The organism is Bellilinea sp. (assembly GCF_034432615.1).
GTDB lineage: Bacteria > Chloroflexota > Anaerolineae > Anaerolineales > Anaerolineaceae > Bellilinea.
In genome coordinates this window covers 1-20125 of sequence record NZ_DAOUBL010000130.1, presented here as the reverse complement: position 1 = coordinate 20125, position 20125 = coordinate 1, and the positions used below count along the sequence as shown (strand labels likewise).

At 51.4% G+C, this 20125-nt stretch carries 21 protein-coding genes and 1 other RNA gene; 17 read left to right on the top strand and 5 right to left on the bottom strand.

Going from position 1 to position 20125, the window contains the following annotated elements; all coding sequences use genetic code 11:
• Window positions 1-169 precede the first annotated feature (169 nt).
• From VAE48_RS05820 to VAE48_RS05800, 5 genes are read left to right on the top strand one after another with little or no spacing between them, the layout of a single operon-like run.
• Complete coding sequence (locus tag VAE48_RS05820; protein WP_322792377.1) at window positions 170-1186, top strand: lysylphosphatidylglycerol synthase transmembrane domain-containing protein; 1017 nt, start codon at window positions 170-172, stop codon at window positions 1184-1186.
• Window positions 1187-1209: 23 nt separating this feature from the next.
• The gene (locus tag VAE48_RS05815) at window positions 1210-1539 is read left to right on the top strand and encodes a hypothetical protein (RefSeq protein WP_322792376.1); all 330 of its coding nucleotides are present in this window, start codon (window positions 1210-1212) and stop codon (window positions 1537-1539) included.
• Between the two features lie 40 nt (window positions 1540-1579).
• Window positions 1580-2230, top strand: coding sequence for a GTP cyclohydrolase II (gene ribA / locus VAE48_RS05810; protein WP_322792375.1), 651 nt, complete (start codon window positions 1580-1582; stop codon window positions 2228-2230).
• On the top strand, window positions 2217-2945 hold the full coding sequence (locus tag VAE48_RS05805) for a RibD family protein (RefSeq protein ID WP_322792374.1): 729 nt from the start codon (window positions 2217-2219) through the stop codon (window positions 2943-2945). The genes ribA and VAE48_RS05805 overlap by 14 nt, the downstream gene beginning before the upstream one ends.
• Window positions 2946-3977: a hypothetical protein gene (locus VAE48_RS05800; protein WP_322792373.1), complete on the top strand. Its 1032-nt coding sequence runs from the start codon at window positions 2946-2948 to the stop codon at window positions 3975-3977.
• Here the strand turns inward: VAE48_RS05800 and VAE48_RS05795 are convergent.
• The gene (locus VAE48_RS05795; protein WP_322792372.1) at window positions 3968-4921 is read right to left on the bottom strand and encodes a lysophospholipid acyltransferase family protein; all 954 of its coding nucleotides are present in this window, start codon (window positions 4919-4921) and stop codon (window positions 3968-3970) included. The genes VAE48_RS05800 and VAE48_RS05795 overlap by 10 nt on opposite strands.
• Window positions 4922-4988: 67 nt before the next feature.
• Here VAE48_RS05795 and VAE48_RS05790 point away from each other — a divergent pair, with 67 nt between their 5' ends.
• The 8 genes from VAE48_RS05790 (at window position 4989) to VAE48_RS05755 (ending at window position 10447) form a co-directional block, all read left to right on the top strand.
• Entirely contained in the window at window positions 4989-5366 is a 378-nt protein-coding gene (locus VAE48_RS05790) for a 6-carboxytetrahydropterin synthase (RefSeq protein ID WP_322792371.1), read from the top strand.
• Entirely contained in the window at window positions 5367-6446 is a 1080-nt protein-coding gene (locus tag VAE48_RS05785) for a glycosyltransferase family 4 protein (protein WP_322792370.1), read from the top strand.
• 17 nt (window positions 6447-6463) lie between these two features.
• On the top strand, window positions 6464-7375 hold the full coding sequence (locus VAE48_RS05780) for a class I SAM-dependent methyltransferase (RefSeq protein ID WP_322792369.1): 912 nt from the start codon (window positions 6464-6466) through the stop codon (window positions 7373-7375).
• A complete protein-coding gene (locus tag VAE48_RS05775; protein WP_322792368.1) occupies window positions 7375-7830 on the top strand; it encodes a GIY-YIG nuclease family protein in 456 nt (151 codons plus the stop codon). Before VAE48_RS05780 ends, VAE48_RS05775 begins: the two co-directional genes overlap by 1 nt.
• 19 nt (window positions 7831-7849) lie before the next feature.
• A non-coding RNA gene (gene ssrS / locus VAE48_RS05770) (6S RNA) lies at window positions 7850-8026 on the top strand.
• Between the two features lie 99 nt (window positions 8027-8125).
• Complete coding sequence (locus VAE48_RS05765; protein WP_322792367.1) at window positions 8126-8758, top strand: FHA domain-containing protein; 633 nt, start codon at window positions 8126-8128, stop codon at window positions 8756-8758.
• Window positions 8759-8872: 114 nt separating this feature from the next.
• Window positions 8873-10201: an AI-2E family transporter gene (locus VAE48_RS05760; RefSeq protein ID WP_322792366.1), complete on the top strand. Its 1329-nt coding sequence runs from the start codon at window positions 8873-8875 to the stop codon at window positions 10199-10201.
• A gap of 48 nt (window positions 10202-10249) precedes the next feature.
• Window positions 10250-10447: a hypothetical protein gene (locus VAE48_RS05755; protein WP_322792365.1), complete on the top strand. Its 198-nt coding sequence runs from the start codon at window positions 10250-10252 to the stop codon at window positions 10445-10447.
• Here the strand turns inward: VAE48_RS05755 and fdhF are convergent, their stop codons facing one another.
• From fdhF to nuoF, 3 genes are read right to left on the bottom strand one after another with little or no spacing between them, the layout of a single operon-like run.
• Window positions 10448-12610 (bottom strand): formate dehydrogenase subunit alpha, encoded by a 2163-nt coding sequence (fdhF, locus tag VAE48_RS05750; RefSeq protein ID WP_322792364.1) that lies wholly within the window; start codon window positions 12608-12610, stop codon window positions 10448-10450.
• A 33-nt stretch (window positions 12611-12643) separates the two neighbouring features.
• Entirely contained in the window at window positions 12644-13369 is a 726-nt protein-coding gene (locus tag VAE48_RS05745) for a 2Fe-2S iron-sulfur cluster-binding protein (RefSeq protein WP_322792363.1), read from the bottom strand.
• Between the two features lie 21 nt (window positions 13370-13390).
• Window positions 13391-15109: an NADH-quinone oxidoreductase subunit NuoF gene (gene nuoF, locus VAE48_RS05740; RefSeq protein WP_322792362.1), complete on the bottom strand. Its 1719-nt coding sequence runs from the start codon at window positions 15107-15109 to the stop codon at window positions 13391-13393.
• Window positions 15110-15217: 108 nt separating this feature from the next.
• Here nuoF and mobA point away from each other — a divergent pair, with 108 nt between their 5' ends.
• Window positions 15218-15823 carry a molybdenum cofactor guanylyltransferase gene (mobA, locus tag VAE48_RS05735; RefSeq protein WP_322792361.1) on the top strand — a complete coding sequence of 202 codons (606 nt, stop codon included), beginning with the start codon at window positions 15218-15220 and terminating at the stop codon, window positions 15821-15823.
• Here mobA and fdhD read toward each other — a convergent pair.
• On the bottom strand, window positions 15805-16635 hold the full coding sequence (gene fdhD, locus VAE48_RS05730) for a formate dehydrogenase accessory sulfurtransferase FdhD (RefSeq protein WP_322792360.1): 831 nt from the start codon (window positions 16633-16635) through the stop codon (window positions 15805-15807). The genes mobA and fdhD overlap by 19 nt on opposite strands.
• Window positions 16636-16747: 112 nt before the next feature.
• On the opposite strand from fdhD, the gene VAE48_RS05725 reads away from it, so the two are divergent.
• From VAE48_RS05725 to VAE48_RS05715, 3 genes are all read left to right on the top strand, one after another.
• Window positions 16748-17806 (top strand): NBR1-Ig-like domain-containing protein, encoded by a 1059-nt coding sequence (locus VAE48_RS05725; protein WP_322792359.1) that lies wholly within the window; start codon window positions 16748-16750, stop codon window positions 17804-17806.
• Between the two features lie 28 nt (window positions 17807-17834).
• Window positions 17835-18911, top strand: a complete 1077-nt coding sequence (locus VAE48_RS05720) for a bifunctional phosphoglucose/phosphomannose isomerase (protein WP_322792358.1) — start codon at window positions 17835-17837, stop codon at window positions 18909-18911.
• A gap of 32 nt (window positions 18912-18943) precedes the next feature.
• A partial coding sequence (locus VAE48_RS05715; protein WP_322792357.1) for an ABC transporter ATP-binding protein/permease occupies window positions 18944-20125 on the top strand: 1182 nt, incomplete at its 3' end.

Below are 20125 nucleotides of genomic sequence, written 5' to 3'. Positions count from 1 at the left end.
CTGTCCAAAAAGTAAGGGGACAGCCTCTTTTTTTTGCTGGTCAAAACGGGTCTATTTGACCTCTTTTTCCATACCCATCGGGCTACCTGATCGTTCTTTCCAGACAGCCCCTTTTAAATAAACCGTACAAAAACTTTACAAACCCGGTCGAGTTGGTACAATAGAGTTGATGAAATCGAAACGTTTCAGTTTTAAGTGGATCTGGTTGCTGTGGCTGGCAGCGATTCCATTATTCGTGTGGTCGCTCAAAACAACCCCTTTAAAAGAAATTTACCGCCTGCTTGGCAACCTTCACCTCGCCCAAATTCTGGTTTTGGCGGGCGTCAATCTCTTGATTTTGCTGGTGATTTCATTCCGTTGGCAAATCATTTTGCACGCTATGGGAGAAAAAATCCCTTTGAACAGGGTCTTGAGTTATCGGCTGACCAGTTTCGGGGTCAGTTATTTTACACCCGGACCGCAATTCGGTGGCGAGCCGGCACAGGTGGCTCTCTTGACCCGCAATCATGCTGTACAAACGGTCAGCGCGGTTTCGAGTGTCTATCTGGATAAATTATTGGAATTGCTGGTTAATTTGCTGGTAATTGTGGGGGGAATGTTCTTTGCTTTGAGTACAGATTTTGGGCATGCTGTCCTCAATCGCAATGACTGGATACCCGTTCTTGGGCTTGGGTTGATTCCTGCGGCTCATCTGGTTGCGTTGAGAACAAAACATTACCCTCTTCAATGGCTGGCAGAAAAGAGTGGGTCGCTCCAGTCAATGCGCACATGGATTAGAAAGCTGGGCAATCTGGCGGCTGAGGCTGAATACCAAATTGCGGCTTTGCTGGAAAGAAATCCAAAGAGCTTGCTGCTGGCAATTTTGGTTTCTTTTCTCTCGTGGGCGGGGATGATTTTTGAGTATTTTATCGCTGTTCGGTTTCTGGGAATGCAAATCAGCGATGCGCAAATCATCTTTGCGTTTGTGCTTTCGCGGCTCGCCTTCCTGGCGCCAATGCCGGGCGGCTTAGGGGTTTTGGAAGCCAGTCAGGTCTTTGCCATGCAGGCAATGGGGCTGCCCGCAGCGTCGGGATTGGCATTGAGTTTGTGGATGCGCGCGCGGGATGTGCTGATTGGTTTAGCGGGTTTGGGGCTGGGCGGCTGGACTCTGGCTCGCCCGCTTGGCTCGCTTCAAAAGGAAGTCTGATTTTGGGAAATGGAGTAGCTGCTATGAAAAAACGTGCTGGAATTGACTGGCTTGGAGGTTTAATTATTTTATTGACGGCTGCAACCGCGGGAATTCACATTTCCTTGCTGTTTCCAGATGTGGTCTTTATCCTGAATGGTCTGGGTTTCCTTTCTCTGGCAGCTGCTTACTTTTTGCCAATTCCGTTATTCGTGCAGCGGAGAAAATGGGTTGCCTGGGCGTATGTGGGCTATACCCTCGTAACCATTCTTTTATGGGTTGCCATTGGTGAGCGATCTACGCTTGGGTATTTGACCAAAGCCATTGAGATAGCCCTTTTGATCAGCGTGTGGTTGGATTATCGCCGCAGGTGAAGCGGTAGCCGTCAATCACTTTACTTGCCGAGGTGTTGTCATGGAAGAACCCTTAATCTTAAATCAAATTGTGTGCGCTCGAGTACCTACCGCAGTCGGAGAATTCCAGCTGTGCCTTTACACCAATAACCGGGACGATAAGGAACATCTGGCACTGATTCGCGGGGATGTGTTCGGACGCGAAAATGTGCCCGTTCGCATTCATTCAGAATGTTTTACGGGGGATGTGTTGGGATCGCGACGCTGTGACTGCGGTGAGCAGCTCCATCATGCCATGGAGTATATCGCATTGGAAGATTGCGGCGTGATCGTTTATTTGCGGCAGGAAGGGCGCGGAATTGGTTTGATGGAAAAGCTGCGCGCTTACAACCTGCAAGATCAGGGGTTGGATACGGTGGATGCCAATCTAGCACTGGGGCATCCGGAAGATCAACGCGAATACAGTATGGCAGCGGCTATTTTGAAGGATTTGGGTGTGCGTTCGGTGCGGCTTTTGACCAATAATCCGGACAAAATTGCCAATCTGGAGAGCCACGGCATTCATGTGGTTGAGCGAATCCCGCTTATCCCCACCATATATCCGGACAATGCAGCTTACTTGATGACCAAAATCAAACGCATGAATCACCTGCTGGATGTTGAAGTCCTCCAGTTCGTCCATTCTGAATCGAACCGTAATGGAAAACATTGAGGAGAATGAACTTCAAATTATTGATTGGCTGAACCAGCATAAAACCAATGTCGTAAGCAAAGGGAAACCGCTGGTTACGCTGAGTTATGCGCAGTCACTGGATGGAAGTTTGACTGTCCGACGCGGTATGCCGGTAGGTTTAAGCGGGCCGCAATCCCAGCGTCTCACCCATTGTTTGCGCGCCAATCATGATGGCATCCTGATAGGAATTGGTACCGTACTTTCAGATGACCCACAATTGACCGTGCGTCTGGTAAGCGGCAGGAACCCGCAACCGATTGTGCTGGATTCGCGTTTGCGCATCCCACTGGAATGTCAATTGCTGCGCCGCCAGCAAAACAAAGCCTGGGTAGCCTGTGCAAAGACAGCCGAAGAAAACCGCCAGAGCTCCTTGTTGAAACAGGGCGTCGAGTTGATTCGATTACCGCGGCGCGGAGACCGCGGATTGGACTTACCAGCCTTGCTTGAAGAATTATGGCGACGTGGAATTGAATCGGTCATGGTGGAAGGTGGAGCAAAGGTTTTGACCTCTTTCCTCACTGAAAGGCTGGCGGATGTGGCTGTCATCACCATTGTTCCGCGCTGGCTGGGGGGGGTGAATGTCATCAGCCGTCAGCGAGCAATGGATCATTTACCTTCACTTTCCAATGCCCGTTACACTGTATTTGGCAGGGATGTGGTTGTTTTCGGCGTTTTGGAATGGATGGAGCGCTAAATGAAGCGGCAGGTACTGGTTCATCGGGGTGTTCGTAAAATCGAGATTATTGAGGAAGAGTGTCCTCCACCTGCGGAGGATGAGGTGCTGATTCAAACACGCTTTAGCGGCATCAGCGCGGGTACCGAGGCTATGATCTATCAGGGTTTATTTCCCGATCAACTTGCTTTGGATGAGAATTTGCCCGCCCTGGCTGGAGAATTCAAGTACCCTTTTCGTTATGGATATTGCTGTATCGGTCAGATTGTGGATATTGGGAAGAACATCCAGCCCACGTGGAGGGGGAAACGGGTGTTTGCGTTTTATCCCCATGCCAGTCATTTCTCTGTCCCGTTGAGTTCCTTAATTCCCTTACCGGACACATTGCGTGATGAAGATGCGGTTTTCCTGCCCAATATGGAAACAGCGGTCAATTTTTTGCAAGATGGCAGACCGATTTTGGGTGAGGCTGTGATTGTATTTGGGCTGGGCATGGTTGGACTGCTGACCTGCGCCTTGTTAGGGCAGTTTCCTCTCGGTTTTTTGGGGGGAGCAGACCTTTTTCCCCAGCGCCGTCAGATTGCCCTCAGCCTTGGAGCTGACATTGCGCTTAACCCGGCTGAATTTTCACAGCCTGGGTCACTTCGCCGGGCTTTCATTTCGGCTGGCTTGCCACACGGCGGTGCGGATTTGGTTTATGAACTCAGCGGCGTGCCTGATGCGATCAACCAGGCGATTGAAGTGTGTGGTTTCTACAGCCGTATACTGATTGGTTCCTGGTATGGTAAGAAGATTGCCGCCGTGGACTTTGGCGGTCATTTTCACCGCAACCGTATCGGTATTTTTTCCAGTCAGGTCAGCAGGATAGATCCCTCTTTGAGTGGGCGTTGGGATAAACAGCGCCGCTTCGAGGTGGTTTTTGAACAACTGGAAAGAATCAAACCGGGCAATTGGATCAGCCACCTTTTTCCACTTTCCGAGGCTAATCAGGTATTTGATCTTCTGGTGGATTCTCCGCATGAAGTGCTGCAGGCTGTATTCAGTTATCTTTGAATTTGTCCTGTTGCCGTAAGGGTGGGGTATGAGGCTGAAGAATCTCGTTGTTGAATCTTGCGAATCGTCTGTTCGTAAAGCGGGCGGATTTGTTCAATTAATTGACGGGTGATGTCTTCCGGGCGGCGATAGTCAGCCAGCGGACGGGTATCCATCAACGGTAAGATATCCACGCGCACATCCACAGGCCATTGGGTGGGGAAGAACTCCCGCATGAGAATTTGCAGTGTGGCAGCCAGCCGGCGTTGATCTTCAACCCTGCGGCGCAGCAAGGTGAGCGGATGGCGCACGGAAGGAGCCGCGATAACTCCGCTGACCAGCACGGGCAGTACCGGCAAGCCGGGAATTAGACGAACAAATAAACCGGTGCTGATGGACCATTCGTTCAGTGATTCCAGCGCACCCGGCAGGATTTTGGGGTCAGGCTCAATTTTGCCTGCGGGAAAGGTCAGTACTGCCCCGCCGGCCCGCAAATGAGCAGCGGTTTGGCGGATGACTTCGCCGCGGTGTTGTTCGGCCTCGGGGACAAAGAACAAATAACCAGCCGTGGCCGGCAGAGCCCTCAGGAAAGGACGCTCTGCTGCCAGTATGCGCAAATCCGGACGGCGCAAGGCAGCAAACAGGGCAAGGGTATCTGCCATGCCGGGGTGGTTGGAAAGGATCAACACCGCTCCATTCTGAGGCAGGTTTTCCTGCCCGCTTATGGTCAGTGATCGGACGTATTCGGGCAGTATGCGCTGCGAGCCGCCGGTCAAGCCGCTTTCGGCAACGCCTCTGTCGAAATCCAGAACATGCCGCGCAAATTTACGCGCAGGGTAGTCAAACAAGCGCTTTGCCAGCCAGCGCCCGAACCGCCATTTCTGAATGCCAAACGAGACCAACATGTCTTCGATGTTGATTTCAACCAAAGCCTGTTCACTGGCGTCATAATCCGCTGAGTTCATGTTAAGATTATAGTAGATTTAAACCCTGTTTTGGGCTTATGCCAATTTTTGTAAAAGGAGTTTTACCATGTACCGGGTCGGCGTTCAGCGTGAATTCATTGCCCAGCATTATCTGATCGGCGGAGATTGGGGTGCAGAAAACCAGCTGCATTCCCACCCATACCGTCTTGAACTGGAATTAAGCGGCAGACAATTGGATCAGCATCAGTATCTGGTGGATATTGTTGCCATTGAGGATACGCTTGACCGTCTGATTGGTTATTTTCGCGACCACACGCTGAATGATTTGCCGGAATTTGCGGGTGTGAACCCCTCTCTGGAGCATTTTGCGCGGTTATTGTGCGAATCGCTGGCAGAGCAGTTTTTAGCTGGCCCGGTTGAACGGATTTCGGTTAAATTGTGGGAAAATGCAGTTGCCTGGGCGGGCTATGAGGTGGGGCGTTAGGTGAGAGTGGGGCTGGTCATCTACGGTGATTTGAATACCCTTTCGGGAGGGTATTTGTATGACCGTAAACTGGTGTCGTTTCTTCAAAGCCAGGGAGATAATGTGGAAATCATCTCCCTGCCATGGCGCAATTATCCGCGCCACTGGATGCACAACTTAAACCCTGCCCTGCGGGAGCGCCTGCGCGATTTGCGGGTGGATGTTTTGCTTCAGGATGAACTCAATCATCCATCTTTGTTTATCCTTAATCATCAATTGAGAAAGGATGTACCCTATGCGCTGGTGAGCATCGTACATCATCTGCGCTGCATGGAAGAGCATCCGCGGGTTTTGAGGTGGTTGTACCGGCAGGTGGAACGACGTTATCTGAATTCGGTAGATGGGTTTATTTGCAACAGCCAGACAACGCTGCAATCGGTGAGCAACCTGCTGAAAGCGGAAAAGCCGGCTGTGGTTGCTACACCGGGCGGCGATGCGTTAAGCGCGGAAGGAGTAGAAACCAAATTCAATGCGCATAGCCAAAATAATGATCTTCACTTCATCTTTGTGGGAAATTGGATTCCCCGTAAAGGGCTGCATACGCTCTTAGGGGCATTACAAGATTTGACATCCTTTCATTGGCAACTCTCTCTGGTGGGCAGAACTAACCTGCAACCATCCTATGAGAAGAAAATTCGACAAATGATCGAATCTGGCGGGCTGGGTCAGCGCGTAAGAATTTACGGCGCGGTTTCGGATGATGAACTGGTCAAAATTTGGCAGACCGCGGATGTTTTGGTCGTGCCCTCCCAATACGAAGGATTTGGCATTGTGTATTTGGAAGCGCAGCGGTTTGGGGTTATTCCCGTAGCAGGACAATCCGGCGCAGCAAGTGAGATCATTCAGTCAGGCGTCAATGGTTTTCTTGTTCCACCCGAATCACCGGCTGCGTTGAAGAAAGTGCTACTGGAATTATTAAGCGATGCGGATTTGAGGGTGGCACTCAGCAAGGCGGCGCGGAGACGTTACGAGGAGTTTCCCACCTGGCAGGAGAGCATGGCAACTGCACGCCGCTTTCTCATCGGGCATTTTTTGCATTGAAAGGAAAGGTCGGAATAATGGAATTCTCCTTTACCCGCTATTTATCTTCTAAAAGATCGGTGGATGACCGGGCGCTTAATCGGCGGGTGTGGGAAGCGCTGAAAAACGAAATTCATCAAACAGCTCAGAAAGAAAAAGTCAGGGTGCTTGAATTGGGTATGGGAATCGGAACGATGTTCCAGCGGTCATTGGAATGGGGTTTGTTGAACCATGCGGAATATACGGGAATTGATGCAGAAGGCGAGAATATTGAGACTGCCCGTAAAATCATTCCAAAATGGGGGAATGCGGGCGGCTGGAATATTCATCCAATCGAGGAGCGCCAAACCCATGAGGATACCCAGGGGGTTGCCTACCGGTTTATAAAAGCGGATTTATACGACTTCCTTCGGCAACCACAATGGCAGAAATACTTCGATGTGGTGATTGCCAATGCTGTGCTGGATCTGGTGGATTTGGAAAGCGTTCTGCCGATGATCAGGTCATGTTTGAGGCAAGATGGACTGGGTTACTTTTCGATTAACTTCGATGGAACCACAGCCTTTGAACCGGTGATTGACGCAGAATTGGATGCGCAGATCATCCGCTATTATCACCAAAGCATGGATGAGCGGCTTGTGAACGGTAAGCCGACAGGTGGGAGCTGCACCGGCCGGCGTCTTTTTCATGCGTTGAAACGAGCCAATTTTGAAGTTGTGGAAATTGGGTCATCGGATTGGGTAGTTTTTCCGCTCGCGCGTCATTACCCGGCAGATGAGGCTTATTTTTTGCATTTCATCCTGCACTTTTTTGAGGAAACCATTCCAAAATACCACCAAATCAATCTGATTGCTTTTGAAAACTGGCTCAGGGCTCGCCGTTCTCAAATCGAGAGGGGTGAGTTGATGTTTTTAGCTCATCAATTCGATTATCTTGTAAAGAAATCCTGATGTTTGCGAATCTGCCTTCCGCTCGTGGAAGTTATCTTCTGGTGTTGCGAATACACCAGTGGATTGAACTGTCCGTTGGCAGGTTGGGTTCGTTTTCTTTTCCAGATGGGATATATGTGTATTGTGGTTCGGCATTGGGCAGCGGGGGCATTCGCGGGCGATTGAAGCATCACTTGAAAATCCATACTTCACCGCGCTGGCATTTCGACTATCTGCGTCCGCATGGTGAAATTATGGAAATAGTCTATTTGGCGGCAGAAGAACGTTTGGAGTGCCGCTGGAGCCAATTCTTTTTGAATCAACCGTCTGCCTTTATAGCAGCGGCAGGTTTTGGCGCCGGTGATTGTCTGAATGGATGTACCGCCCACTTAATCGGCTTTCCCGAACATCAAATTTCACAAATTTTAAGAAATTTCACCCTTGCGTGGAACTGCCAACGCCTACCCATCCAATAAAAAATGTGGTATAAGTTGATTAACCCTGCTGTGTTCGTGATGCAGCACGACCGGTTTTGAGCCAACACCAATAAAGAGGGTTCCACTATCACTGGAGTGACGCGATAGACTTCGGTCAAGGCGGATCTCGGTGGAGGATCCCAAACCTGCGAATGCAGGTTCAAAACTACGCAGCACACGGCACGGCGGGGGGTTTTTTTATCTCCTGCCGGAATACGGTATGGAGATTTTTTGTTGACATCCCTTCTCAATCGGGCTACACTATGGATAGTTCAATCGCCAAGGAGATAAGAAGATGGCTGCCCGATATCAACTGGTACTCAAATCTGGGCCGAATGCTGGTCTTACCTACCCTTTGGAAGGGGATTTAATTTCCATTGGGAGAGATGCCAGCAACATGCTGGTCGTCAACGATCCCGAAGTTTCGCGCCGACATGCCCGTATTTACCGGCAGGGGGAGCGGTATTTTATTGAGGATCTTGGATCAACCAACGGGACGGCAGTCAACGGTATGAGGTTGCAGGCTGCCCACGCTCTGCAGGCGGGGGAACTGATCACCTTAGGGGAGAATACTCACCTTCTGTTTGAGGCGAGCGAGCTTGATCCGGATGCAACCATAGCAGCCGTCCGCAGTTCGTTGATGGAGGAAGAGGCTGAACCTGCCCCGGCATATGAGCCGGTGATGACTTCCCCCCCGCAGATGCCGGGCGGTTTCAGCGGTCAGGTCGCCCAACCGGCCGCAGGGGTGAAAAACGTCAAACCTGCCAGGATGAAACTTTCTCCACTGGTCATCGTATTAATCATACTTGTGGTGGTGCTTGCCTGCGGCTGCCTTGCATTTGCAATTTTTGATGCTTTGAATTTGTATTGCACTGCCCCATTCAATACAATTACCAATTTGTTTATACCGGGTGCGTGTCCTCCCTGATAGAGAGGTGTTTAATTCTTCAGCCTTTTCCAGAATGGTTGGGAAGGGCCTTGCGAAGATTTAATGGCTTGCTCTGGTACAATTGATTTAGAGCCTGATAATGGATTTTGGTCAATGAACGACTCGTTGCAACCCTCAACCTCCCCGCGTTGGAGCGGCACAACCAAACTGGTGGTAGCCCTGACGACGGTTGCCATTCTGGCAGGTTTATTAATCCGCTTCCGCCAGATTGTCGGGCTGTTGCTGGTTGCCTTCATTCTGGCCTACCTGCTCTACCCAATAACGAATTTACTCCACCAAAAATTACGGCTCTCATGGCGGTTGGCCGCTTTGATTGTGTTTGTGCTGGTGCTGTTGGGGTTGTTATCCCTGCTGACCGTCAGCGGATTGGCGCTTTTTGAACAGGTGCAAAATCTGGTACGGTTTTTGGATACCCGCATCCGTGATTTGCCGAAAATTATTGCCGATCTAACCGCGCACCCGATTGAAATTGGCATCTTCCAAATTGATCTGGCGCAGTACGACCTTCCCAGTCTGGCAAGTCAGCTGCTGGGAATGGTGCAGCCAATTCTTTCAAACCTGACAACAATCATTGGAAAACTGGCTGCCAGCGCGGCAACAACCATTGGATGGTTGTTTTTTTCGGTTTTAATTGCTTACTTCATCCTCAATGACTCGGGTGGCGTTCGAGAGCGTTTGATCAATTTACAGATTCCGGGTTACAGTGAAGATGTAGCCCGCTTTGGCAGAGAATTGAACCGCATCTGGAACGCATTTTTACGCGGGCAGATGATTATTTTTGTTATCACCGTGCTTGTTTATATTCCTCTTTTGGGTGGATTGGGGGTGAGCTTTTATGTGGGCCTTGCCTTGCTGGCAGGGCTTGCCCGCTTTGTCCCTTATATCGGACCGTGGGTTACGTGGATTACCTATGGCCTGGTTTCGTATTTACAGGGGAGTACCATCTTTGGCGTTGAACCATGGCTGTATGTGATCATTGTTTTGGGTTCAGCCATTGTGATTGATTTTATGCTGGATAATTTTTTAGTCCCGCGTTTGATGGGCAGCGCTTTGAATATTCACCCGGCTGCAATCATGGTTGCAGCATTGATTTTTGCCAATCTGTTCGGCCTGATTGGGGTATTGCTGGCCGCGCCGGTAACTGCCACCGTAAAACTGATTGCCAATTATGTTTTCCGTAAAATGTTCGATCTCGACCCATGGGAAGGTATGGAAAAAATTGCCGACCGCGAACCAAACGCCATGGCAAAGTGGATCAGTCAGTGGTTTGGCAATTTATTTGCGCGGATCAATCGGCGGTTTCAAAAACAGTTTCCCAATGGTATCCCGATAATCAACTGGCTTGAGGAGTTCCGCAACTGGCTGGGACGTGCCTTGCAAAAGAACATCCCACCGCAAAAAAAACCGAACTCCCGCAAGTGAAATAAACGACCTGCAGGTTCTAAAAACTAATCAACAAGGAGAGATGAAATGAGCAGTGCCATGGATCCGAAAACCGAAACAATTGCCGAAACCGAAAACTACATGGCGTGGCAGGCTGAAGAACCGGATGGGGAAACCACCTACCATCTGGAATTAAATAATGTAACTCTGCACTTTTTCACGGAGGAGTGGGAGGAATTCTTGCAGCTGGCGCGGGCTATTATCCGCGATGCAGACGGGCGATAGTTAATACCTGCCGCGGGGTTGGGATTCGACCGCGGCGGTCAATTCCTCATCGCTTGCCGGCGTAACACGCACCACAGCAGCTTTGTATTCGGGAATCTTTGCCTGCGGATCCACCGCATCGGTTGTCAACAAATTGGCGGCGGCTTCCCGAAAATGGAAAGGAATGAAAACTACCCCAATGTTGGTTTTGGTGGTAACTTTTGCCCTTAAGACGATCGAACCGCGTCGTGAGGTAACCCGCACGGGACTGCCATCCCTCACACCTAAACGGGCTGCATCGGCCGGGTGAATGTCCATCAGGGCTTCGGGGAATAAATCATCCATCCAGGAATGGCGGGTGAGTGTGCCGCCGTGCCAGTGTTCCAACACCCGCCCGGTGCTTAAAACCAACGGATATTCTTCATCCGGCATTTCGGCGTTGGGGGTATATTCAAGGGGGTGGAACTTTGCCCTACCCCGCGGAAAACGCTCGCCGTACAGGTAGGGGGTGCCGGAGTGATCCAGCGTTGGTACCGGGGTTTGCAAGCCGACTTTTTCAATTCGATCATAACGAATTCCGGCATAATCCGGCACGTAACGCGCCATCTCTTCCAGAATTTCAGAAGGGTGACGGTAGTTCCAGTAGGCTGAGTGCGCACGGTTCAAACGATTTTCAACCCGTTTGGCGAGGTCGCAGATGATTTCCCAGTCCGGGCGGGATTGACCCCGCGGAGGAATCACTTGCCGTACGCGCTGAACGCGCCGGTCGGTGTTGGTGAAAGTTCCGTCCTTTTCTGCCCATGAGGTTGCCGGCAGAAATACATCCGCAAATGCGCCGGATTCGTTGATGAACAGGTCTTGCGCTACCAGAAATTCCAATTCCTCCATTTTCTTGCGGGTGTGGTTGAGATTGGGTTCGGACATCATCGGGTTTTCGCCCATGATGTACAGGGCGCGTACTCCGCCGGGATGTACTGCTGCCAGAATCTCGGTGGTGGTCAAACCCCGCTGGCGGTTAAGACCACCCGGCTCAATGTGCCAGGCTTCTTCCCAGCGGCGGGCGTTTTCTTCGTTGTCCACAGCCTGATAGCCGGGGTAATGCCATGGCATGGCGCCTGAGTCGGAAGCGCCTTGCACATTGTTTTGACCGCGCAGGGGGTTCAGGCCAGTCCCTTTACGCCCAACCTGACCGGTTAACAGGGCCAGATTGATCAAACTCAACGCGTTAGCCGTGCCATGTGTGGATTCGGGAATGCCAAGCGCCCAAAATATTGCGCCGTTGCGGGCAGTGGCATACATGCGGGCGGCCTCAATGATCAATTGACGGTCAACCCCCGAAATCTGCTCGGCAAATTCAGGGGTGAATTTTTCCATCGAGGCTGCAAAGGCTTCAAAATTTTCGGTGCGTTGCTCAATGAACTGGCGGTTATACAGGTTTTCTTTGAGGATGACGTGTGCCATTGCCGAGAAGACCGGCACATCGCTTCCCGGCCGTATGGGCAGGTAAAGCGTGGCGTAGTTCACCATCTCGATGCGGCGCGGGTCAACCACAATCAATTTAGCCCCATATTTTTGCACAGCGGCTTTCATTTGCAAGGCAATGATGGGGTGATTCTCGGTTGGATTCGATCCGGTCAGGATAAAAACATCGCAATCTTTTACTTCGGCTGCCGTATTGCTCATGGCTGCCGAGCCGATGGCCATTTGCAGGGCAACCACACTGGCGGCGTGGCACAAGCGGGTGCAGTGATCCACGTTGTTGGTGCGAAAAACCGCGCGAAAGAACTTTTGCAGCAGGTAGTTATCTTCATTGGTAGCTTTTGCGCAGCAATACACTGCCATGGCATTCGAGCCGTCGCACTGGTAAATTTCCACCAGCCGATCGGCAGTATAATCCAACGCTTCATCCCAGCTGACCTCACGCCATTCTGAGCGGTCGAAGGCCTGGGTGCGTTGTCCGGGTTTTTGTGGCTGCTTGCGAATCAGAGGGGTGGTGATGCGCTCTTGATTGTAAATAAAATCAAAACCAAAGCGGCCTTTAACGCACAAATTGCCGTGGTTAACGACCGAATTAAACGGTGAGGTGACTTTGTAGATAAAATCATCGCGCACATGCAGTTCCAAATTGCAGCCAACGCCGCAGTAAGGGCAGGTCGTTGGGACAACTTTTTCTGCTTTCAGCATGGCAACCTCCAATCGGATTTGACCGCAAAACCGTTATTCCGTACGAGCAGCGGCTTCTTCCCGCCTTTTGCGGCGCTGACGCTGACTGCGTGTCAGGTTCATGATGTCGTCGGGAGTGTAGCCCATTTCCAGCAACCATTGACGCTTGGGTTTCAGTGCGCCGGTGGGGCATACTCCCACACACTGCCCGCAAAACACACAGCTTGATTCCGGCATGGAAATTTCGTAAAAAGTGCTGATCTGGGTTTCATACCCGCGCCCGGAGAAGTTAATGGCAAATGTGTATTGGGCATCTTCCGCACAAACCTGAACACAGCGCCAGCACAGGATACATTTGGCGTAATCGCGAATGTACATCGGGTTATCGTCAATGACAGGCGGATGCCTGACTTCAGCATCCGGGAAGCGGTGGGAATCAGAATGATATTGCTGGAGCATGGTTTGAATTTCGGGCGCTTCGCTTAAATCCACACTGGATGCCAGCATTTCCAGAATGGTGCGGCGCGAGCGCAGGACGCGTTCGCTGCGGGTATAAATAACCATACCGTCGTGCACCTGTGCAACACAGGCCGGCTGGAGCGTACGCGCTCCCTCCACTTCAACCACACAAATTCGGCACAAGCCGTTGGCGGTACAGTAATCGTGATAACAAATCGTTGGGATGTCTATTCCCGCCTGTCGGGCTGCCTGCAAAATGGTGCTGCCCGCCTGCACCTGCAGGGTTTGCTGGTCAATGGTAATGCGGATGGTTTCACTCATTGGATTACCCTCCCGTGCTTTTCAGACGGGTTGAAAGAGGTGAGGAAAATGTTTCATTGCGCTCAGGATGGCGGAGGCGGCGGTTTGCCCCAATCCACACAGAGAGGAGTCGGTCATCGTCCAGCCCACATCTTGCAGGCGTTCCCAGTCATCTTTTTGAACCTCACCTCTGGCGATGCGTTCCATAATTTCAAATTGCCGCTGTGTGCCTATTTGACAGGGATAGCACTTACCGCAGGATTCCTCAACGAAGAAGCGCGCCAGGTGCAGGCAAATGTCGCGAAGGTCGCGGGTTTCATCGAATACGGTGATCACACCGGAACCGAGGGGTAAACCGGCTTCTTTCAAGTCCTCAAAGGTCAAGCGCACATTCAGGTGATCCGGTGTGGCAAAGGCACCGGCTGCCCCTCCAAACAGAGCCGCCTGAAAACGGTGACCGGGACGGACGCCGCCCGCTAAATCATACAGCAAGTGATGAAACGGCACGCCAAAAGGGATTTCATACAAACCGGGACGCACTACGTCGCCGGAAAGGCAGAACAATTTGCTGCCGGGTGATTTTTCAGTGCCTAATTTACGGTAGTGGGCGGACCCTTTGCGAATGATAATCGGGACATTGGCAAGGGTTTCTACATTGTTGATGACCGTAGGTTTACCAAACAGCCCATAAGTGGTTGGAAAGGGAGGTTTTAACCTTGGGAAGCCGCGTTTACCTTCGATGGATTCAAACAATGCGGTTTCTTCACCACAGATGTAAGCGCCCGCACCACGCCGAATTTCAATTTCAAAATTGAAGTCGCTATCCAGAACGTTATTGCCCAGAAAGCCGGCTTGGTGGGCATCTTCTACAGCTTTGTTCATTGCCTGGTAGGGCAGCAGGTATTCGCCCCGAATGTAGACATACCCTTTCTGTGCGCCAATGGCATAAGCGGCGATGAGAATGCCTTCCAGTATACTGTGCGGATCATCTTCCATCAGGACGCGATCCTTGAAAGTGCCGGGTTCGGCTTCGTCGGCATTGCAGACGACATATTTGACCTCTCCAGGAGCGTTTGCAGCGGCCTCCCATTTCAAGCCGGTCGGAAAGGCTGCGCCGCCGCGTCCAACCAGTCCAGCGGCTTTGATTTCCTCAATGACCTGTCGCGGCGGCATGTTGAGGGCCTTACGAAGTGCCTGATAGCCGCCCAAATCCAGATATTCGGATAGCTCGACCGTATGTCCCAAACCACAATTTGCGGTAAGGATGGAAACGGTCCCACCCAGCATGCTGGAGGGACGTTCTCCCTTACCACTGACCAGCTCCTGCCAGGTTTGCCGGTTGGCTCTGGCAACTGGCTGGCCTTGAATGAGGACGGCCGGAGCGTGTTCGCACAATCCCAGACAAGGCGCCATCTCAACGGTAAGGGATAGAGGTGAATCGATGGCTGGAGCACTCTCTTGCTGAAAACGAATTTGTTTGAATAACGCTTCGGAACCGGCCAGTGCGCAAGCCGGGTCGTTACAAATGTGAATGACGGTTTTACCGACTGGCTGGCTATAAAACAGCGAATAAAATTCAATGACGCCGTAAACATCGGCAAGCGGTACATTCAAAGCCTGCCCGATGGCTTTCGCAGCGGCCTGGGGAATGTAACCGTAAAGTTGCTGGGCATCGTGAAGGGCAGGTAACAGGGCAGTTCGTCCCTGTGGTTGATATTCTTCCAAACGTTGGAGAAGCGGACTTAAATCCAGATTGGACATTGGTTCTCCTTGTTGGCGGCAGGTTTAAGAAAGTGGAGCGGGTTACGGTGAAGTTGGCAGGGAGTACAGGCCAGATAATTCCTACCAAACAGGTTATAATTATTATACATGAAGTTGACGGTTGTAGTTCAAGCAGGTGGTCAATCCAGACGAATGGGGAGCAACAAAGCTTTATTGCCTTTCTTGGGCAAGCCGTTGATTCAGCGTGTCATTGACCGCCTCAGACCGGTTGCTGAGGAAATTCTGATCACATCCAACCGACCTGAAGACTTTGAATTTCTCAACCTGCCGGTGTTTAGCGATTTTCTCCCCGGTTATGGAGCGCTGGGTGGCCTGCTAACGGCGCTGACGATTTCCAGCTCACCTGTGACTGCGGTGGTTGCCTGTGATATGCCGTTCGTCAGCGCGGATTTGCTGACCTATCAGGCCGAAGTATTGGTCAGTGGCCATTGGGATGCAGTTGTTCCTAAAAGCGAAGTCGGTTTTGAACCGCTCCATGCCGTATACCGCACCCAAAACTGTCGGCAAGCAGTGCGGCAGGCGATCGAAAAGGGAGAAAGAAAAATGATTGCCTGGTTCCCCGCCACAAAAGTATACTTTATTGAAAAAGAGGAACTCGCTCAATTTGATCCCCATGGGCGAATTTTCTTGAATGTCAACACGCAGGCGGAATTTCACGCCGCTGAACAAGTGGCTCAGGCTGAAACTGGATAAACGGATGGTTGTTGCTCGGTGATGCTTTCGGGAAAGGTTATGCCGACCCGCTGGGGGTGGGTATAAAGGTTAAATTGATTGCGGCGGGCATAGCCGATCAGCGTGATCCCGTATTGTTCGGCGAGTTGAATGGAAAGTGATGTTGGGGAAGTGCGCGAGATCAAAATAGCGGCTCCTATCCGGGCGGCCTTTTGCAGCATCTCCGAACTGATGCGGCCGGTAGTCAGTAAAATCCGACGGGTGGGTTGAAGGGATTGCCTTATCAATTTGCCGGCAATTTTATCCAGTGTGTTATGCCGGCCAATATCTTCGGCAATGGCCATGATTGCTTCGCCATCCGTCAACATTGAGCAGTGCACCCCGCGTGTTTGGCTATATAGGGTCTGTGAATCGAACATCTGCTCCATCCATCCTAACAATTTTTCTGCCGGAAATACATCACCGTTGGTGATGGGTTGGGTGCGTTGCTGGGCAGTTTCGCTGGTCATTCCGCCAGTGCAGCCGGAGGTTTTGCGCCAGTGGAGGGGTTTTTCAACCGGGTGGTTCAGCCATACATCCACATTATCGCCATGATTGCAAGGGCGAAGAATTTCAATTTCCTGGATGCTTTGAATAATTCCTTCGTTGAACAGGAAACCGACGGCTAAATCTTCCAGTTCCATAGGGGTACACATCCATGAAAGCCAGAAGATTCCATTGACCGTCAGGCTGACACTGGCTTCGGAAATAACACGGCCTTCCTCAACCAGAGAGGTGACCCCATTTCGATATTGAACATAACGTACCGGCTGTACGGAGGTTGGTTTCGTCATTCGGATACCTGTACCTGTTACAAACAATAAATACTGGACTGGTGTTCTCTTATTTTACTTGATTATTTGAAATCTGTGCGAAGCCCGAATTCTTGGTAGAATTGGACATGCCATGAGGAAGGTTTGGGTTCAGTTTTCTGGCTGTCTGCCGATTAAATTTCTTCTGCCATTCTTTATTCTGGTCAGTTTAGCTGCCTGTAATTTCCCATTGGGCAGCCCCGCACCCTTCTTTGACCCGACTTCCTTTGCCCAAACAGCAGAATTTCAACTGACACAAATTGCCGCAAATGTGGCGACCATGGTAGGTGCCAACCTCACCCAACCGGCCGTAACACCTACACCTATCGTCATCACGCTTACCCCTTCACCAATCCTTTCCTTTACTGCCGCACCCCCCGAATCTTCCTGTGATCGGGCTGGCGCAGGGGCAATTCTGGATGTTACTTACCCGGATGACTCCCGTTTGCTGCCGGGACAGCCGTTCACCAAAATCTGGCGGCTGGTCAACCGCGGCTCCTGTCCGTGGAACAGGGATTATCAGGTGGTGTGGTTTTCCGGCGACCGATTGGGGACAAGTTCCTCGCAGCCTTTACCCGGCAAGGTTGACCCCGGTGAGAGCGTGGATATTGCAGTGGACATGCTGGCTCCCCAACAACCCGGTTTATATACCAGTTACTGGATGCTGCGAAATCCGGAAGGGAAACTGTTTGGGATTGGGCCGGGCGGAAATGCTCCGTTTTGGGTGCGGATTCAAGTCGTTGCGGTGTATACCCCGACGCCAACTTCAACTCCGACCATGACACCCACTCCGATGATTCTGGCAAGCGGCAGGTTCGAACTGCAGCCGGGGCTGGGTGTTGATCTTGACAGCGGAGAGGTGACGGATGATGAGGGGGTGGATTTGAGACTGATCCAATCGGAAGAAGGCAGCTTCTGGTTTGAAGTGGATGAGAATGCCGGCCTGATGATTTTTGGGGAGGTAGCGCCTTCCTTGAACGATTGCCGCAGTGCTATTTTCTCAAGCACCCGGATCAGTGTGGAATCTTTGTCGGAAGGACTCAACCTGTGTTATCGAACCAATGAAGGTCTGCCCGGAAGTATGAGAATGGTATCTGTATCCCAAGCGCCACTGGTCATGCGATTCGATTTTGTAACATGGTTAATCCCATGATTTTATCCCCAAAACTAATGCGGAGAACATGATGAACAGCCTGGATGATTTTAAAAAATTTTCTCAATTCGATCCTCAAAATATGCTGGGGGAGATCAATGGTTTACCCTCCCAGCTGGAGCAGGCCTGGGAACTGGGTAATCAACTTCCCGTTCCACCGGTTGGTGAAATTCGGCAGGTGTTAATTGCCGGGATGGGGGGGTCGGCCATTGGCGCGGATCTGCTGGGGGCCTACCTCGAACCACTCGGCCGGGCAGTTTTTGTGGTTCAGCGGGATTACACCCTACCGGCGTGGGCAAAATCAAAATCTACTCTGGTCATTGCCTCGAGCCATTCCGGGAACACGGAAGAAACCCTTTCGGTTTTTGAACAGGCCATTGAAGCAGGTTGTTCGGTGGCAGCCATTTGTACCGGTGGCAAACTGGCTGAATTGGCGCAAAACAAAGGGATTCCCCTGTGGCAGTTTAAGCACGAGGGACAGCCGCGGGCGGCAGTCGGATTCTCTTTTGGGTTGTTGTTGGCCATGTTGAGCCGTTTGAATTTATTGCCCGACCCGGCGGATGAGTTGAAAGATGCGATCCGGGCGATGCGCGATCAGCAAAAGAGCTTGCTGGCGGAAATTCCTGTCACCAGCAACCCGGCAAAACGATTGGCCGGTCAACTGATAAACCGCTGGGTGGTGATCATGGGATCGGGGTTTCTGGCTCCAGTTGCCCGGCGCTGGAAAGGTCAGATCAGCGAGATTGCCAAGACCTGGGCGCAGTTTGAATTTCTACCGGAGGCTGATCACAATACGCTTGCTGGCGTGGAAAATCCGGCCGAGATGCTCAGTAAGACGATGATCATCTTTCTGCGGGCAAAACTGGATCATCCCCAAAACCAGCTTCGCAGTGACCTGACCCGTCAAACCTTCATGCTGGCCGGTTTGGGAACCGATTATTTTGAAGCCAAAGGTGAAACCCGCCTTGCCCAAATGTGGACAACCCTCCATTTTGGGGATTATGCTTCGTATTATCTGGCGATGGCTTATGGTATTGATCCAACCCCTGTGCCGGCAATCGAATCGCTGAAACTGGCAATGAAGCACGCTTCCCTTCAAAAGTAATCCTTAGCGGTTCAAGCCGAAATGGAAGGTACATGAAACTGGATAAGCGGCTGCTTGGTCTGCTGGCGGCAGAACGCTGGTACCTGATCCTGATTGGAATTTTCAGCCTTGCCGCGGCGGTGTTGATTATCCTGCAGGCGCGTTTGTTGAGCGGGATATTAAATGCTGTCTTTTTGGAAGGTGCGGATTTAGTCAAAGTAACGCCGTTGCTGACCGGTCTGCTGCTGGTGGGCATATTGCGGGCAGGCGCAGGGGGAGGGATGGAAGTCATCTCCGGCTGGCTGGCAGTGAATGTCAAGGACAAAATCCGCCGCAGGCTGTTTGACAGGCTGCTGGCAGCCGGTCCGGTCTTCATCCAGCGCGAAAACAGCGGCGAAGTGAGTAATACTTTGACCAACGGCGTCGAAGCATTGGATGCCTATTATTCGCAGTATCTTCCCCAACTGGCAATTTCCGCTATTACGCCGCTGGCAATTCTGCTGGCTGTTTTTCCGCTGGATTGGCTTTCAGGGCTGGTGTTTTTGCTTACTGCTCCGCTGATTCCCTTTTTCATGGTTTTGATCGGCAAGGGCTCAGAAAGTGTAACCCGCCGGCAATGGCAAGCGCTGAGTCGCATGAGCGCGTTCTTTCTGGATACCTTGCAAGGATTGAAGGAACTCAAACAGTGGAATCGTTCTCAGGAGCATACCCATCGGATTGGTAAAGTTGCGGAAGATTACCGCCGCACGACGATGAGCGTTTTGCGGGTCACGTTCCTTTCAGCATTGGTGCTGGAACTGGCGGCAACCATCAGCACTGCGGTCATTGCGGTTCAAATTGGACTGCGTCTGCTGTATGGCTTGATGGAGTTTCAACAAGCCTTTGTGGTTTTACTGCTGGCACCGGAGTTTTATCAGCCGTTACGTTTACTGGGCCAGCGTTTTCATGCCGGCATGAGCGGAGTCAGCGCGGCCAGCCGTATTTTTGCGCTGGTTGACTCCTTGCCAGTTCAAAGCGGCGAATCTGCCAAGGCCGTACCTGCTTTCAGGAAGGGCGATTTCATCCGCTTTGAAAATGTATCCTTTCAATTCAGCGGGCGCGATGCGGCGGCATTAAAAGAGATCAATTTCGAACTAAAGCATGGCGAGGTGCTGGCACTGGTGGGCAGCAGCGGAAGCGGAAAAACGACCATTGCCAATTTGATGATGGGCTTTATCCTGCCTCAAAAAGGACAT

Excerpts from the sequence above, each read along its gene's own strand:
- VAE48_RS05820 (WP_322792377.1), top strand. The coding sequence starts at position 170 with ATGAAATCGAAACGTTTCAGTTTTAAGTGGATCTGGTTGCTGTGGCTG.
- VAE48_RS05815 (WP_322792376.1), top strand. The coding sequence starts at position 1,210 with ATGAAAAAACGTGCTGGAATTGACTGGCTTGGAGGTTTAATTATTTTA.
- ribA (WP_322792375.1), top strand. The coding sequence starts at position 1,580 with ATGGAAGAACCCTTAATCTTAAATCAAATTGTGTGCGCTCGAGTACCT.
- VAE48_RS05805 (WP_322792374.1), top strand. The coding sequence starts at position 2,217 with ATGGAAAACATTGAGGAGAATGAACTTCAAATTATTGATTGGCTGAAC.
- VAE48_RS05800 (WP_322792373.1), top strand. The coding sequence starts at position 2,946 with ATGAAGCGGCAGGTACTGGTTCATCGGGGTGTTCGTAAAATCGAGATT.
- VAE48_RS05795 (WP_322792372.1), bottom strand. The coding sequence starts at position 4,921 with ATGAACTCAGCGGATTATGACGCCAGTGAACAGGCTTTGGTTGAAATC.
- VAE48_RS05790 (WP_322792371.1), top strand. The coding sequence starts at position 4,989 with ATGTACCGGGTCGGCGTTCAGCGTGAATTCATTGCCCAGCATTATCTG.
- VAE48_RS05780 (WP_322792369.1), top strand. The coding sequence starts at position 6,464 with ATGGAATTCTCCTTTACCCGCTATTTATCTTCTAAAAGATCGGTGGAT.
- VAE48_RS05775 (WP_322792368.1), top strand. The coding sequence starts at position 7,375 with ATGTTTGCGAATCTGCCTTCCGCTCGTGGAAGTTATCTTCTGGTGTTG.
- VAE48_RS05765 (WP_322792367.1), top strand. The coding sequence starts at position 8,126 with ATGGCTGCCCGATATCAACTGGTACTCAAATCTGGGCCGAATGCTGGT.
- VAE48_RS05760 (WP_322792366.1), top strand. The coding sequence starts at position 8,873 with ATGAACGACTCGTTGCAACCCTCAACCTCCCCGCGTTGGAGCGGCACA.
- VAE48_RS05755 (WP_322792365.1), top strand. The coding sequence starts at position 10,250 with ATGAGCAGTGCCATGGATCCGAAAACCGAAACAATTGCCGAAACCGAA.
- fdhF (WP_322792364.1), bottom strand. The coding sequence starts at position 12,610 with ATGCTGAAAGCAGAAAAAGTTGTCCCAACGACCTGCCCTTACTGCGGC.
- VAE48_RS05745 (WP_322792363.1), bottom strand. The coding sequence starts at position 13,369 with ATGAGTGAAACCATCCGCATTACCATTGACCAGCAAACCCTGCAGGTG.
- nuoF (WP_322792362.1), bottom strand. The coding sequence starts at position 15,109 with ATGTCCAATCTGGATTTAAGTCCGCTTCTCCAACGTTTGGAAGAATAT.
- mobA (WP_322792361.1), top strand. The coding sequence starts at position 15,218 with ATGAAGTTGACGGTTGTAGTTCAAGCAGGTGGTCAATCCAGACGAATG.
- fdhD (WP_322792360.1), bottom strand. The coding sequence starts at position 16,635 with ATGACGAAACCAACCTCCGTACAGCCGGTACGTTATGTTCAATATCGA.
- VAE48_RS05725 (WP_322792359.1), top strand. The coding sequence starts at position 16,748 with ATGAGGAAGGTTTGGGTTCAGTTTTCTGGCTGTCTGCCGATTAAATTT.
- VAE48_RS05720 (WP_322792358.1), top strand. The coding sequence starts at position 17,835 with ATGATGAACAGCCTGGATGATTTTAAAAAATTTTCTCAATTCGATCCT.